Below are 13,173 nucleotides of genomic sequence, written 5' to 3'. Positions count from 1 at the left end.
GCCACCGCAGCGGCCGCGTCAACCCGCCGGACGGTGCTCTGCCCGCACCAGCCCCCGCAGCTCCAGCCGCACGCGCAGGCCCCGAAGGGCCTCGCTTTTGTCCAGCTGCAACTGCCCGCCGTAGGCCTGGGCGATCTGGCTCGCGATGGCCAGGCCCAGCCCGCTGCCCTGCACGGATTCGTCGAACCGCACGCCTCGTTGCCCGGCGGCCTGCAATTGCTCGGCGGTCATGCCGGGGCCATCGTCTTCGATGTCCAGGCGCAGGCCCGGGCGATCGGCGCCCTCCTGCCGCGACAGGGTCAGCCGCACCCGCGAGGCGGCCCACTTGCCTGCGTTGTCCAGCAGGTTGCCCAGCACCTCCTGCAGGTCGGCCTGCTCGCCGCGCCACAGCAGGCGGCCCGCGGTGCGGTCGTCCAGCGCCCAGTCCAGTTCCTGCGCGGCATGCAGGCGTTGCATCATCCGCACGACCTGCGACAGGCAGTCGCGCACGTCCACCGCCTGCCCCGCGGCGCCGGGGTGGGCGTGCAGCGCATCGCTCAAGGTGCGGGCCTGGTAGCGGTCCACCAGCTGGGCCATCGCCTCGACCTGCTGGCGCACCTCGCCGCTGGGCACCTGGGGGTGCGCGCTGGCCTGGGCACTGAGCAGGGCCAGGGGTTTCTTGAGGGCGTGGTTGAGGTCCACCGCGTGGGCGCGGGCGCGGGCCACGACATGCGCGTTGTGCGCCAGCAGGCCGGCCAGCTCGCTCTGAAGGGGCTGCAGGTCGCGCCCCGTGGGCGCGGCCAGGTGCGCGGCCACATCGGGCCCGTCGCCCTGCGGCGCGCGCAGGGCGGCCAGCAGCGCTTCGAGGCGCCGAAGCGGCGCCAGCCCCACCCGCACCTGCAGCCAGGCCAGGCCCCCGGCGAGCACCATCAGCACCAGCCCGGCCACCACCAGGGTGTGGTCGATCTGGCGCATGCTGGTCTGCAACTGGGCGGCGGGGCCGTAGACCGTGAGCGCCACCGGGGTGGGCGGCTGGCCCAGGGGGATCGGCAGCGTCAGCGACAGCAGCGGCTCCTGCAGCGGCCCGGTCGCCAGGTGCAGCAGGGCCGAGCCCCGCAAAGGCTCGGGGGCGGTGGGCAGGCGGTCCATGTCCCACAGCGAGCGCGAACGCAGCACCTGGCCACCCGCCTGGGCGCGCCAGTACCACCCGGCGTAGATGGCGCTGAATTCGTCCGCCCCGCCGGTGGCTTCGCGCAGTTCGCCATTGGGTCTCTGCTGCAGCCGCACGCCCACGCGCTGGGCCTTCTCGCGCAGCACCTGCTCGAAGCCCCCCAGCAGGCTCTGGTGCATCTGCCCGCGCAGCCACAGGCCCCCGGAGACCACCAATAGCAGCATGGGGACCAGTGCGAGCAACGCGATGCGCGTGGCCATGGGCCACTGGGCCAGCGCCAGCGCCCATGCGGACAGACCGCGCGCCGGCGGGGCCGGCGAGGCCGGCGCGGGCGGCGTGTCCGGTGCAGGCAGCGGGTCGATGCCGCCGGGCGCCATCGCCGGGCCTGGCGAGCCCATCAGCCCGGCACCTCGGGCAGCAGCAGGCGAAAGCCCTGGCCGCGTTCGGTGACCAGTTGCGGCGCGCCGCCGAGCTTGCGGCGGATGCGGCCGATCAGCACGTCGATGGTGTTGGAGTCCGGGTCGAGGTCACGCGCGTACACGTGTTCGCCGATGTCGCTGCGCGTGAGCAGCTTGCCCGGGTGGTGCATGAAGTAGGCCAGGATCTTGTGCTCCTGCGCGGTGAGCTGCAGGCTCTGGCCCTGCAGCGAGAAGCGGCCCCGCACCACGTCGTACTCCAGCGGCCCGGCCTGCAGCACGGCGGCGGCCGACCCGGCCGTGCGGCGCAGCATGGCCCGCAGGCGCAGCACCACTTCGTCCATCAGGAACGGCTTGGTGAGATAGTCGTCCGCTCCGGCGTTGAATCCCGCGACCTTGTCGCTCCAGCGGTTGCGGGCCGTGAGCACCAGCACCGGCCAGTTGCGGCCCGCGCCGCGCCAGTCGTGCAGCACGCTCAGGCCATCCTTGCGAGGCAGGCCCAGGTCCAGCACGGCCGCGCTGTAGGCCTCGGCGCTGCCGGCGAAGGAGGCGGCTTCGCCGTCATGCTCCACATCCACGGCAAAGCCCGCGGCCTCCAGCGCGGCGCGCAGTTGCGCGGCAAGCGCCGCGTCGTCTTCCACGACCAGGATGCGCATCAGTCACCCGCCTTTCGCCGCGTCACTTCCAGGGTCACGGCGTCGACCTCCAGCTCCAGCTTGAAGCCGTTGGGCTGCTGCAGCTCGACGCTGTAGTACGCGCGGTGGCGGTGATCGCTCTCCAGCTCCACCTCCAGCACCAGGCCCGAGAAGCGCGGGCGCAGCGACTCCAGCACCACGTCCATGGATTTCAGGGGCGCCGGTGCAGCGGCCGCCTCCGGTCGATGCAGGACCTCGCCCGTGTTCACATCCATGAGCAGCTTCATCTCCACGGCGGGCTTGTCGGACAGCTTGACCTCGTAGACCGCCTTGCCCTGCGCATCGCGCTCGAACTCGGCGTTCACGACGCGCGCGCCGTACCGCTGCTCCAGCTGCTTGACGTACCGGGCCATCTGCGCCAGCGGGACGGGCTGCGTGGGCCACTCGCGCTCCTGCGCCACCACGGCGCCGGTGGCGGCATCCACCAGCACTTCCTGCTTGTTGCCCCGGGCGTCGATGAGGGTGATTTCGTAGCGCGGCTCGCCCTTGCGCCCGCGCTTGCTTTCCACCTCGATGACGCGGCCCGCGTACTGGCGGCTGATGTCCGCAACGATGCTGTTCAGGGGCTTGAGCTGGCCGTTGAGCACGCCGCGCCGCGCCGCGTCCTGCTCGGCCGCGGGCGCCTGCACGCACGCGAGCGCCACCGCCGCGACGGCGGCACGCAAAAGCACGCTCCGGGTCCATTTTTTCATCGCGGGATTATTGCCGGCGCCGTTAAACGGCACGTGAACGGACGCTTCACGAAAGGTTTAGCAGCGGTTGCGCACACTGCCTCCCAGTTCTCGCCACCTTGCAACACCGAAAGGAAAAGCACCATGAAAAAAACCGTTCTGACCCTGGCCGTCGCCGCCGCTGCCGCCGCATCCGCCCTGCCTTCCATGGCCTGGGCGCTGACGGCCCAGGAAGCCGCCAACGTGATCACCCAGCACCAGTACGTCGCGCCGCAAGACCTGCAAAAGCGGTACGGCTACTGGTCTGCCGACGCGGTCGCCCTCGACGGCCTGCGCGTGGACGTGCTGGTCAATGACGCGGACGGCAGCCTCACCACCGTGCGCAAGAGCGACATCGGCAAAACGCTGCCCAGTGTGGACCAGGTATCGCAGGCGCTGCGCGCCAAGGGCTACCAATTCGTGTACGACGTGGAATTGGACGATGGCTTCTGGGAAGCCAAGGCGCGCCAGTCCGCCAACCAGGGCGAGAAGGTGGAGTTCGTGCTGCACCCGGTGACGCTGGAGGTGCTGAGCCAGGTGGGCCGCAGCGGCGGCACGGTCAACAACCAGCCGGTGCTGAGCGCCGACCAGGTGCGCCAGGCCCTGGAGCAGGTCGGCTACACCCGCGTGCGCGGCATCGAGTACGAAGACGGCTACTGGGAAGCCGAAGCCACCAACATGGCCGGTCTGAACATGGAACTGCGCGTGGAGCCCACCACCGGCAAGGTGATCAGCGAACGGCTGGACGACTAAAGGCGCCCGCACGGCCCTGGAAAAAGCACCGGGCCCCGGCATGCATGTGCATGCCGGGGCCCGGTGTTTGGTTGGGCGTTACTGGCCAGCCTTTGCCGCTGGCACGCGGCCGGTTACTTCGACAGGTCCAGCCGGTACTTGGACGTGCCCTTGCCCGAGCCGTCGTCCGCCGCCATGAGCGTGACGTTGGCCAGGCCCGCGGCCTGGGCCACGGGCAGCGCATTGGCGCCGGAGCTGAACACCACCGGGCCGGCCGTGGCCACCTTGGTGAAGCGCCAGCTCTTGGCCGCGCCGTTGGCGGCACGGGTCACGTTGGCGTTCTTGCGGATATAGTCGATCACCACGTCGCGGTTGGCGTCCGGCGAGGCCCAGATCGTGCCCGAGCCGTCCAGCTTGTCGATGAAGCTCTTGCCGCTGGTGGCGCGGTAGTTGTTGGTGGCGATCACGAACTCCTGCGCCGCATTGATGGGCTGGCCCTTGTAGGTCAGGTTCTTGATGCGGCGGCCGGTGGGCTGCGTCACGTCGATCTCGTACTGCACGTCGGCCGTGGTGAACATGTCGAAGTTGTAGCCGGGGAAGGTGCTGATGAGCGGCTGCTCGGCGGTCTTGGCCGGGTCGATCTGGTTGAAGCGCTTGGCCGCGGCCTCCAGCCAGCCCTGGATGTCGGCGCCGTTCACCTTCACCGCGTACACGGTGTTGGGGTACAGGTACAGGTCGGCGGCGTTGTAGATCGCCAGCGGCCCCGTGGCCACGTCGGTGTAGTCGGCCCCGCCCTGGAAGCCCGACTTGAACGGCGCACTCACCGACAGCACGGGCAGCTGCGCGTACTGCGGCAGGTTGGCGGCCACGTAGGCGGCCACGTAATCGCGCTGGGCCTGGTTCACGATCTGGATCGCGCCGGGGTCGCCCACGTCGGCGAACAGCGTGCTCATGCGGAAGTCGGTGCTGCCGATGGGCGTCTTCACGTAGGCGATGGCGGCCTGGTGCTGCGTCTCGATCAGGGGGGCGACGGTGGGGTCGGCATCGACATACACCGTGGCGCCCGCGGCGTTCTTGCCCTGGATGTTGCGCAGCTCGCTCTTGGTGGCGGTCTTGTTCACGGTCCAGGCCTTGCCGTCCCATTGCAGGGCCAGCTGGATCACGCCCAGCGCCTTGCCCCACGAACTGGCCATCACGGCGGGCACGCCGTTGATGGTGCCGGCCTTGTTGTCCACGCCGGCTTGCGAATAGGCCGGCGTCGCGGCGGTGTCAGGGAACACGCTGTGCTGGTGGCCCATGACCATGGCGTCGATGCCGGCGACCTTGGACAGGTACAGGCCCGGGTTCTCCATGGTGGCCGAGTAGGCGCCCGCATCGAGCCCGCCGTGCAGCAGGGCCACGACGATGTCGGCGCCCTTGGCGCGCAGCTCGGGCACGTATTTCTGCGCGGCTTCGACCGCGCCTTCGGTGTAGACCTTGCCTTCGAGGTAGCGCTTGTCCCAGTTCATGATGCCGGGGGTGGTGAAGCCGATCACGCCCACCTTGATGGGCAGCTTGACCTCCTTGCCGTCCGCGCCCTTGGAGACCAGCGTGCGCTCCAGGATGGTGTAGGGCTGCACCAGCGGCTTCTTCGTCTTGCTGCTGTACACGTTGGCCAGCACGGCGGGGTAGCCGGCGCCGGCGCATTTTTGCGCGGCATCGACGCCATCGACCTCCATGCCGCCGCCCAGCACCTGGTTGAGGAACGGCAGGCCGTAGTTGAACTCGTGGTTGCCCAGCGTGCCTGCATCGAAGCCCAAAGCGCCCATGGCCTTGTACATGGACAGCTGCTGGGTGCAGGGAATGGCCTTGACCACGGCCTCGTAGTCGGCCAGCGCCGTGCCCTGGATGGTGTCGCCGTTGTCGACCAGCAGCGTGTTGGCGAACTCCTTGCGCGCCTGGCGCACCAGCGTGGCGGTGCGCTCAAAGCCATAGCTCTTGTCTTCGGCGAGCTTGAAGTAGTCGTAGCTGCGCACGTTGAAGTGCAGGTCGGTCGTCTCCAGCACGGCCAGCGTGGCGGTGGCGCCGGCGTTGTTGTTGCCGTCGTTGTCGCTGCCGCCGCAGGCGGCCAGCAGGCTGGCGGCAGCGATCACGGTGAATGCGGTGAGGGCGGTCCGGCGGGTGGCCGGCGAGAGGTCTTGGCGTGGGAGGGTGTCCAGCATGCAATGGCCTGGGTGGTGGGTAAAGGCGAGAGTGTCACGAACCCGTTTGACACTGGCGTGACGCGGCCGTGGCCCGCCCGCAGTCACCGACCCGCCCGGGCCCTGCTCCTCGCCGGCCTGCGCGCCTTCAGTCCGCCGACGCGATCAGGTCCACCTCCACCGAGGCGTTCTTGGGCAGCTGCAGCACGCCGACCGAGGTGCGCGTGTGCGCCCCGGCCACCGGCCCCAGCACATGAAAGAGCACCTGCGAGGCCGCATCGGCCACCTCGCTTTGCTGCGTGAAGCCGGGCGCGGACTGCACGTACACCGTGATGCGCGGCACGGCGCGCACCGCATCCAGCGTACCCAGGCTGCGCTGCAGCAGCGCCAGGGCGCGCATCACGCACACCTGGGCGGCATGCTGCGCGCGCTCCAGGGGCACCTGCGCGCCCACGGCGCCGGTGACCACCACGGTGTCGCCCACGCGCGGGATCTGGCCGCTCAGGTAGATCTGCCGGCCGTCGCGCACCAGCGGCACGTAGTTGCCGCCGATCTTGATCTCGCCATCGAAGCGGTGGCCCAGGGCCAGCGCCTGTTGTTCGAACCGTGCATCGCAGGACATGGAATCTTTCCTCGGGTGTGGGACGGTGGAGGGAGTTGAAACAAAAAGTGCCCCCAGCACAATGGGTACTAGGGCATATTGCTATTAAATCAATAGCGAACGATCCATGGGCCGCCGCGTCATCCGCCGCGGTTGCGCATCCAGTCGGCCGTGCCCATGAAGCTCTCGCGCAACCGGGTGCGCAGCTCAGCGGGCACCCCGGTCTCGCCCATGGCCTGGTCCATGCACGCGACCCACTGGTCGCGTTCCTTGATGCCGATCGAGAACGGCAGGTGCCGCGCGCGCAGGCGCGGGTGGCCGAAGCGGCTCTGGTAATGGTCCGGCCCGCCGAGCCAGCCGCACAGGAACCAGAACAGCTTGTCGCGCGCATCCGCCAGGGTGCTGCCGTGCGCGGCGCGCAGCTCGGCGTAGCCGGGCTCCAGGTCCATGAGGTCGTAGAAGCGGTCCACCAGCATGCGGACTTTCTCTTCGCCGCCGATCCATTCGAAAGGCGTGGTGGCCGGGGCAGGCGCGGGCGGGGATTCGGGTGTGGACATGGAAGCGGGCGGGGGGAAGACAACTAGCCCTCGATTGTAGAAAGCGCCGTCCCGCGTGCGCCGCCCACCCGCAGGCAGGCGAACACCGCCACCGCCGTGAACACGGTCACGCCGGCCAGCACGCGCAGCAAGGCGGCGAAGGCGTGGCCGTAGCCCTGCAGCAGTTCGGCCTGCGAGAGCTGGGGCAGCAGCGCCCGGGCGCGGGACAGGTCCCCCGCCACGAGGGATTGGGCGGCGCGCGCCGCATCGCCCACCGGCACCTGCGGCCACTGCAGGGCCAGCAGCGCCACCAGCCCGGCGCCTACCAGGGCCAGCGCGAGTCCCTCGCCCGCCACGCGAACGGTGTTGAAGAGGCCGGTGGCCATGCCCGCGCGCTCGGGCGGCACCACGCTCACGGCCAGCCCGTCCATCAACCCCCACGGCAGGCCGATGCCCACGCCGATCAGCAGCAGGGGCCCGGCCAGCACCGCCGCCGGCGAGCCCGGCGCGCAATCGCTCAGCCACCACAACCCCACCGCGCACACGGCGAGGCCCCCGGAGGACAACGCCGCCGCCGACCACCAGCGCGCGAGCCACCCCGCCATCAGCGGCACGCACAGCATGGCCGCCGACAGGGCCAGCATCAGCTGCCCTGCCGCCATCGCGCTCAGGCCCTCGATGCCGATGAAACGCACCGGCAGCAGCACCAGCAGCACCACATAGGCGTAGGCCGGCGCCGCCGCCAGCAGTTGCACGCCCACGAAGCGCGGGTAGCGGAACAGCGACAGGTCGAGCATGGGGTGCCGAACGCGGCGCTCGGTGCGCACGAAGGCCGTCGCCATGGCCGCAGCGCCCGCCAGCGCCGCCACCACGGGCAGGCTGGCCCAGCCGCTCTCGGGGGCCTGCAGCACGCCCAGCGTCAGCAGGGCCAGTGCCGCCGTGAAGCGGACCGCACCCGGCCAGTCCACGCCGGCCGCGCCCGGGTCGCGCGAATCCTGCAGGAACCGCGCACCGGCCGCGCCCGCGGCCAGCGCCACCCCGGCCACGCTGAGCGCCACGGCCCGCCAGCCGCCGTGCCCCAGCAGCCACCCGGCCAGCAGCGGTCCGAAGGCCAGCCCCACGCCGAAGGCGGTGCCCACCCAGCTGAAGGCCCGCGTGCGCGCCGGGCCCTGCACCGCCTGCGCCAGGGCCGACGTGCCCCCGGCCAGCGCGGCTGCGGCGCCCACGCCCTGCAGCGCCCGCCACAGGTTGAAGGCCACGATGCCGCCGGCACACGCCAGCCCGACCGCGCTGAGCGCCACCACGCCCACGCCGCACAGAAAGACCCGCTTGCGCCCAAAGGCATCGGCCAGCGCGCCGCAGGCCATCAGCGTGGCGCCGAAGCTCAGCATGAAGGCGTTGGTGACCCAGGCCAGTTGCACGGGGCTGCCGCCCAGTGCATCGCGCAACGCGGGCAGGGCCACGGCCGGGCCGGTGAAGCTCAAGGGCATGGCCAGCGCGGCCAGGCACACGGCCAGGAGTTGAAGGGACACGGGGAATGCCGGCTTCGGGGCGCGGGCAGGATGTTGGGTCGAGGACATGGCGGGGACAGCGGCTTTCAGGCAGTGGACAAGGGCGCCGGCGACCCCAGGCCACCAACGCCCATGAACGATAAAAGCGATGCAATGCGATGAAAATAGGCCCCCACATCCCCAGACAAACAACCTTGGGTTGGCAATCCGAACCCATTCACCCCACTCCCACCCCACCATGGACAGCTTCAGCGGCCTCGAATCGTTTGTGCGCGCAGCCGATCTGTCGAGCTTCGCGCAGGCCGGGCGCGCGCTCGGCATCTCGGCCTCGGCCGTGGGCAAGAACATCGCGCGGCTGGAGCAGCAGCTCGGCCTGCGGCTGTTCCAGCGCACCACGCGCCAGGTGCGCCTCACGCAGGAGGGCGCGCTCTTTCACGAGCGCTGCCGCCGCATCCTGGATGAGCTGCAGGACGCCCGCGCGATGATGCAGGCGGCCGTGCAGGCCCCGCGCGGGCGCCTGCGGGTGAGCCTGCCGGTCATCGGCTACCGCTTTCTGCTGCCGGTGCTGCCCGAGTTCAAGGCCCTCTACCCCGACGTGGAACTGGAGCTGGACTTCAACGACCGCCTGGTGGATGTGGTGGAGGAAGGCCTGGACGTGGTCATCCGCAGCGGCGATCTGCCCGACTCGGGCCTCGTCGCACGCCGGCTGGGGCCGTTCCGCTTCGTGCTGGTGGCCTCGCCGCAGTACCTGGCGCGGCGCGGCACGCCCCAGGTGCCGGCCGATCTGGCGCAGCACGCCTGCCTGATCTTTCGCTTTCCCAGCGGCGGCAAGCTGCACGACTGGGTGCTGCCCGGCCTGCCGCAGCCGCTGCCCACCGAGCTGGTGTGCAACAACATGGAGGCCATGCGCGGTGCGGCCATCGCCGGCATGGGCGTGGCGTACATGCCGGACTTCCTGGCGCGCGACGCTATCGAGCGGGGCGAACTGCGGCAGGTGCTGGCCACGCACCTGGTGCACACGGGGCAGTTCTCGGCGCTGTGGCCGTCGAGCCGGCAGCTGTCGCCCAAGGTGCGGGCGTTCGTGGACTTCATCGGCGAGCGGCTGTTCCAGGCGGCGCCCGCACCCACGCCGGATTGACCCCGGGTGCCGGGCATCCCGGGCGCGCCGGGCTGCCGCACGGAAACCGCCGCCGTGCCAAGCGCGTTCGGCGAGTTTGATTATGAAAAAAGCGACGTTCATCCCGGGCCGCGGCAGGCATAGCCTTCGGGCTTCATCCACCGGAGAGAGAGAAAGAACACCATGCGCATCCGCTTCATCGCATCCCTGGTCGCCGCCGCGTTCGCCGTATCGGGCGTGGCCCACGCCGACCAGCTGGCCGACATCAAAAAGAAGGGCGAGCTGGTCGTCGGCGTGCTGGGCACCGACGAACCCAACAGCTTCATCGACCCCAAGACGCGCGAGCTGATCGGCTACGACGTGGACCTGGGCAAGGCGATCGCCAGGAAGATCGGCGTCAAGCCCGTGTTCAAGCAACTGGCCGTGGCCGCACGCATTCCCGAACTGCAGCAGGGCCACGTGGACATCCTGGCCGCATCGCTCACCCACAACAAGGAGCGCGAGGCGCAGATCGATTTCTCGCTGACCACCTTCGTCACCGGCCAGAAGGTGCTGGTCAAGAAGGCCAGCGGCATCCAGGACGTGGCGGACCTGGCCGGCAAGCGCGTGGTGACGGTCAAGGGCGGCACGCAGGAGCCCAACGTGCGCAAGGCCGTGCCCACCGTGGAGGTGGTGACGTTCGAGACGACGCAGCAGGCGTTTCTCGCGCTGCAGCAGGGCAAGGGCGTGGGCTACGTGAACGACGAATCCTCGTTGATCGACGACTTCGGCAAGCTGGGCCCACGCAACAAGGACTACGCCATCCTGCCCACCAACCTGAGCGTGGAGCCGCTGGCGCTGGGCATCAAGAAGGGCGAGACCGCCGTGAAATCCATTGTGGACGACACGCTGCGCGAGCTGGAGAAATCCGGCGAGGCCGAGAAGATCTTCTTCAAGTGGTACGGCCCCGGCACCAAGATCCAATTCACCACCCGCCCCTTCAAGTTCGAATCGGACAAGATCGACGGCTGATGGACGCACCCATGGCGGCATGGCCGCCGGGGGCAGCGCACGGGCGGCGGGCATGCCATTGGCGCATGCGGGCCGCGCCGCTGCCAGCACCCTGGTGGCAGGCCGCCGCGCCCGCATGCCCCGCGTGCGGCGTTTTCCGAATGACTGGCGTGCATGCCCTTGTTTGACTACTCCTTGCTGCTGAGCGGCAAGTACCACCTCATGATGGTGGGCGGCCTGCTGCTGTCGCTGCAGCTGCTGGCCGTCTCGCTGGTGCTGGCCCTGCCCCTGGCCCTGGTCGTGGCGCTCCTGCGCCTGGCGCCGGTGGCGCCCCTGCGCTGGGCCGGCTTCGCCTTCGTGGAGGGCATGCGCAACGTGCCGCTGCTGGCGCACCTGCTGTTCTGGTACTTCGGCGCGCCCGAGCTGCTGCCCGAGGCCGCGAAGCAGTGGCTGTACGACAGCGGCCATGCCGAGGCGGCCGCGGCCGTCGTCGCGCTGTCGCTGTACACCGCGGCTTTCATGGCCGAGGACATCCGCAGCGGCATCCGCGCGGTGCCCACGGTGCAGATGGAGGCGGGGCGCGCACTGGGCCTGGGGTTCCTTGCCGCCATGCGGCGCGTGGTGCTGCCGCAGGCGCTGCGCGTGACCGTGCCGCCGCTCATCTCGCAGGCACTGAACCTCTGGAAAAACACCTCCATCGCCACCGTGATCGGCGTGGGCGAACTCATGTACCAAGCGGCCAAGGTGGAAAGCGCCACGTTCCGCAGCATCGAGGCGTTCGCCTTCGCGAGCGCCGCCTACCTCACGGTGTCGCTGCTCATCACGGGCCTGGCGAGCTGGTACCACCATCGCTACCCCGTGCGGACGGTTGGATGAAACACCCCCTGAGTCGCTTCGCGCCTTCCCCCTCTCTCTCCTCTCGCTGCGCGAGTCGGGAGGGGGACGCCCCCAGTGCGGCGGGGCGGCCCTTGCACGGGGGCACTGGCTTTGGCAGCGCCAGTTTGATGCGCCGCAGGTAATGCGCAGCGCAGTGAACAACGGATAGGCACACATGCTGGAACTGATCGATACCTACTGGCTGTACTTCCTGGTCGGCCAGTACCCCAATGGCCCGCTGGGCGGCCTGGCGCTCACGCTGCTGCTGGCGGCGGGCGCCCTGTTGCTGGCGCTGCCGCTGGGCGTGCTGTTCGGCCTGGCGCGCGTGAGCCCGTGGCGCTCGGTGCGCTGGCCGGTCACGGCCGTCGTCTTCGTGGTGCGCGGCACGCCGCTGCTGATGGTGGTGTTCTGGGCCTATTTCTTCCTGCCCAGCGTGACGGGGGTGAAGACCGACCAGTTCACCACCATGCTGGTCGCGCTCGTGGTGTTCAACGCGGCCTACCTGGCCGAGATCGTGCGCGCCGGCATCCGGGGCCTGCCGCGCGGGCAGATGGAATGCGCCCGCGCCCTGGGCCTGTCGTACCCCCGCGCCATGCGCCGGGTGGTGCTGCCGCAGGCGCTGCGCAACATGCTGCCTTCGCTGGTGAACCAGTTCGTCGTCACCATCAAGGAGACCTCGCTGGGCTACATCATCGGGCTCACGGAGGTGGCCTTCATCGCCACGCAGATCAACACCCAGGTCTTCATCCGGCCGGCCGAAGTGTTCGGCATCCTGGGCCTGACCTACTTCGTGCTGTGCTTCGGCCTGTCGCGCCTGGCGTACGCGCTGGAGCGCCGGCTGGCGCGGCGCGCGGCCCCCTCCTCTTCTTCCGGACTCCGAACGACATGATCGAACTGCACGGCGTGAACAAGTGGTACGGCAGCTACCACGCCCTGGTGGACGTGACCGAAACCATCGCCCAGGGCGAGGTGGTCGTGGTGTGCGGGCCTTCGGGCTCGGGCAAGTCCACGCTGATCCGCACGCTCAACCGGCTCGAACCCATCCAGGGCGGGCGCATCCTGATCGACGGGCAGCCCATCCACGGGCCGGGCGTGGACGTGAACGCGCTGCGCTCGCGCATCGGCTTCGTGTTCCAGCAGTTCAACCTGTTTCCGCACCTGTCGGTGCTGCACAACTGCACGCTGGCCCCCATCCAGTTGCGTGGCCTGTCGCGCCAGGCGGCCGAGCAGCGGGCCCTGGCCCTGCTGGACCGCGTGGGCCTGGCGCACAAGGCCCAGGCCTGGCCCAGCGAACTCTCGGGCGGCCAGCAGCAGCGCGTGGCCATCGCCCGCGCCCTGGCCATGGAGCCGCCGCTCATGCTGTTCGACGAGCCCACCAGCGCGCTGGACCCCGAGATGGTGGGCGAGGTGCTGGTGGCCATGCGCGACCTGGCCGAGGGCGGCATGACCATGGTCTGCGTAACGCACGAGATGGGCTTTGCCCGCGAGGTGGCCGACCGCGTGCTCTTCATGGACGAAGGCCGCGTGCTGGAGCGCGCCACGCCGGCCGACTTCTTCGGCCGCCCGCAGCACCCGCGAGCGCAGCAGTTCCTGTCGGACATCCGCACGCCGTTCGCGCGGGCGGCATAGCGGCGCCGCTGCGCTGCGTTGTTCAGGCTC

13 protein-coding genes are annotated in these 13,173 nt (G+C 70.1%); 6 read left to right on the top strand and 7 right to left on the bottom strand.

Annotated elements, in window-relative coordinates:
• Positions 1-18: 18 nt before the first annotated feature.
• The 3 genes from R1Z03_RS02035 to R1Z03_RS02025 are packed head-to-tail and all read right to left on the bottom strand — an operon-like array spanning position 19 to position 2,953.
• Positions 19-1,548 (bottom strand): sensor histidine kinase, encoded by a 1,530-nt coding sequence (locus tag R1Z03_RS02035; RefSeq protein ID WP_317356427.1) that lies wholly within the window; start codon positions 1,546-1,548, stop codon positions 19-21.
• Positions 1,548-2,222: a response regulator transcription factor gene (locus R1Z03_RS02030; protein WP_317356424.1), complete on the bottom strand. Its 675-nt coding sequence runs from the start codon at positions 2,220-2,222 to the stop codon at positions 1,548-1,550. The genes R1Z03_RS02035 and R1Z03_RS02030 overlap by 1 nt, the downstream gene beginning before the upstream one ends.
• Positions 2,222-2,953 carry a PepSY domain-containing protein gene (locus tag R1Z03_RS02025; RefSeq protein WP_317356421.1) on the bottom strand — a complete coding sequence of 244 codons (732 nt, stop codon included), beginning with the start codon at positions 2,951-2,953 and terminating at the stop codon, positions 2,222-2,224. Before R1Z03_RS02025 ends, R1Z03_RS02030 begins: the two co-directional genes overlap by 1 nt.
• Before the next feature lie 123 nt (positions 2,954-3,076).
• Between R1Z03_RS02025 and R1Z03_RS02020 the strand changes: the two genes are divergently transcribed.
• Complete coding sequence (locus R1Z03_RS02020; RefSeq protein WP_317356418.1) at positions 3,077-3,724, top strand: PepSY domain-containing protein; 648 nt, start codon at positions 3,077-3,079, stop codon at positions 3,722-3,724.
• A 113-nt stretch (positions 3,725-3,837) separates the two neighbouring features.
• Here R1Z03_RS02020 and R1Z03_RS02015 read toward each other — a convergent pair whose 3' ends face one another.
• From R1Z03_RS02015 to R1Z03_RS02000, 4 genes are all read right to left on the bottom strand, one after another.
• Positions 3,838-5,904, bottom strand: a complete 2,067-nt coding sequence (locus R1Z03_RS02015; RefSeq protein ID WP_317356416.1) for a bifunctional 2',3'-cyclic-nucleotide 2'-phosphodiesterase/3'-nucleotidase — start codon at positions 5,902-5,904, stop codon at positions 3,838-3,840.
• 127 nt (positions 5,905-6,031) lie between these two features.
• Positions 6,032-6,505 carry a RidA family protein gene (locus R1Z03_RS02010; protein ID WP_317356414.1) on the bottom strand — a complete coding sequence of 158 codons (474 nt, stop codon included), beginning with the start codon at positions 6,503-6,505 and terminating at the stop codon, positions 6,032-6,034.
• Between the two features lie 119 nt (positions 6,506-6,624).
• On the bottom strand, positions 6,625-7,041 hold the full coding sequence (locus tag R1Z03_RS02005) for a group II truncated hemoglobin (RefSeq protein WP_317356411.1): 417 nt from the start codon (positions 7,039-7,041) through the stop codon (positions 6,625-6,627).
• 23 nt (positions 7,042-7,064) lie between these two features.
• Complete coding sequence (locus R1Z03_RS02000) at positions 7,065-8,600, bottom strand: MFS transporter (RefSeq protein WP_317356410.1); 1,536 nt, start codon at positions 8,598-8,600, stop codon at positions 7,065-7,067.
• A gap of 169 nt (positions 8,601-8,769) precedes the next feature.
• Here R1Z03_RS02000 and R1Z03_RS01995 point away from each other — a divergent pair, with 169 nt between their 5' ends.
• The 5 genes from R1Z03_RS01995 to R1Z03_RS01975 all read left to right on the top strand — a co-directional run bounded on the left by R1Z03_RS01995 (position 8,770) and on the right by R1Z03_RS01975 (position 13,143).
• Positions 8,770-9,669, top strand: a complete 900-nt coding sequence (locus tag R1Z03_RS01995) for a LysR family transcriptional regulator (RefSeq protein ID WP_284393505.1) — start codon at positions 8,770-8,772, stop codon at positions 9,667-9,669.
• 162 nt (positions 9,670-9,831) lie between these two features.
• A complete protein-coding gene (locus R1Z03_RS01990; protein ID WP_284429316.1) occupies positions 9,832-10,659 on the top strand; it encodes an ABC transporter substrate-binding protein in 828 nt (275 codons plus the stop codon).
• Positions 10,660-10,812: 153 nt separating this feature from the next.
• Entirely contained in the window at positions 10,813-11,514 is a 702-nt protein-coding gene (locus tag R1Z03_RS01985) for an amino acid ABC transporter permease (protein WP_317356404.1), read from the top strand.
• 175 nt (positions 11,515-11,689) lie between these two features.
• Positions 11,690-12,403, top strand: coding sequence for an amino acid ABC transporter permease (locus R1Z03_RS01980; protein ID WP_317356401.1), 714 nt, complete (start codon positions 11,690-11,692; stop codon positions 12,401-12,403).
• Positions 12,400-13,143 (top strand): amino acid ABC transporter ATP-binding protein, encoded by a 744-nt coding sequence (locus tag R1Z03_RS01975; RefSeq protein WP_284429319.1) that lies wholly within the window; start codon positions 12,400-12,402, stop codon positions 13,141-13,143. Before R1Z03_RS01980 ends, R1Z03_RS01975 begins: the two co-directional genes overlap by 4 nt.
• Positions 13,144-13,173: the final 30 nt, after the last annotated feature.

Source organism: Acidovorax sp. BLS4, assembly GCF_032929295.1.
In the GTDB taxonomy this organism is placed as follows: domain Bacteria; phylum Pseudomonadota; class Gammaproteobacteria; order Burkholderiales; family Burkholderiaceae_C; genus Paracidovorax.
This window is presented reverse-complemented; position numbering and strand designations above follow the sequence as displayed.

Bases quoted from the DNA above. Each gene is read 5' to 3' on its own strand.
- R1Z03_RS02035 (WP_317356427.1), bottom strand. From the start codon at position 1,548: ATGGGCTCGCCAGGCCCGGCGATGGCGCCCGGCGGCATCGACCCGCTG.
- R1Z03_RS02030 (WP_317356424.1), bottom strand. From the start codon at position 2,222: ATGCGCATCCTGGTCGTGGAAGACGACGCGGCGCTTGCCGCGCAACTG.
- R1Z03_RS02025 (WP_317356421.1), bottom strand. From the start codon at position 2,953: ATGAAAAAATGGACCCGGAGCGTGCTTTTGCGTGCCGCCGTCGCGGCG.
- R1Z03_RS02020 (WP_317356418.1), top strand. From the start codon at position 3,077: ATGAAAAAAACCGTTCTGACCCTGGCCGTCGCCGCCGCTGCCGCCGCA.
- R1Z03_RS02015 (WP_317356416.1), bottom strand. From the start codon at position 5,904: ATGCTGGACACCCTCCCACGCCAAGACCTCTCGCCGGCCACCCGCCGG.
- R1Z03_RS02010 (WP_317356414.1), bottom strand. From the start codon at position 6,505: ATGTCCTGCGATGCACGGTTCGAACAACAGGCGCTGGCCCTGGGCCAC.
- R1Z03_RS02005 (WP_317356411.1), bottom strand. From the start codon at position 7,041: ATGTCCACACCCGAATCCCCGCCCGCGCCTGCCCCGGCCACCACGCCT.
- R1Z03_RS02000 (WP_317356410.1), bottom strand. From the start codon at position 8,600: ATGTCCTCGACCCAACATCCTGCCCGCGCCCCGAAGCCGGCATTCCCC.
- R1Z03_RS01995 (WP_284393505.1), top strand. From the start codon at position 8,770: ATGGACAGCTTCAGCGGCCTCGAATCGTTTGTGCGCGCAGCCGATCTG.
- R1Z03_RS01990 (WP_284429316.1), top strand. From the start codon at position 9,832: ATGCGCATCCGCTTCATCGCATCCCTGGTCGCCGCCGCGTTCGCCGTA.
- R1Z03_RS01985 (WP_317356404.1), top strand. From the start codon at position 10,813: ATGCCCTTGTTTGACTACTCCTTGCTGCTGAGCGGCAAGTACCACCTC.
- R1Z03_RS01980 (WP_317356401.1), top strand. From the start codon at position 11,690: ATGCTGGAACTGATCGATACCTACTGGCTGTACTTCCTGGTCGGCCAG.
- R1Z03_RS01975 (WP_284429319.1), top strand. From the start codon at position 12,400: ATGATCGAACTGCACGGCGTGAACAAGTGGTACGGCAGCTACCACGCC.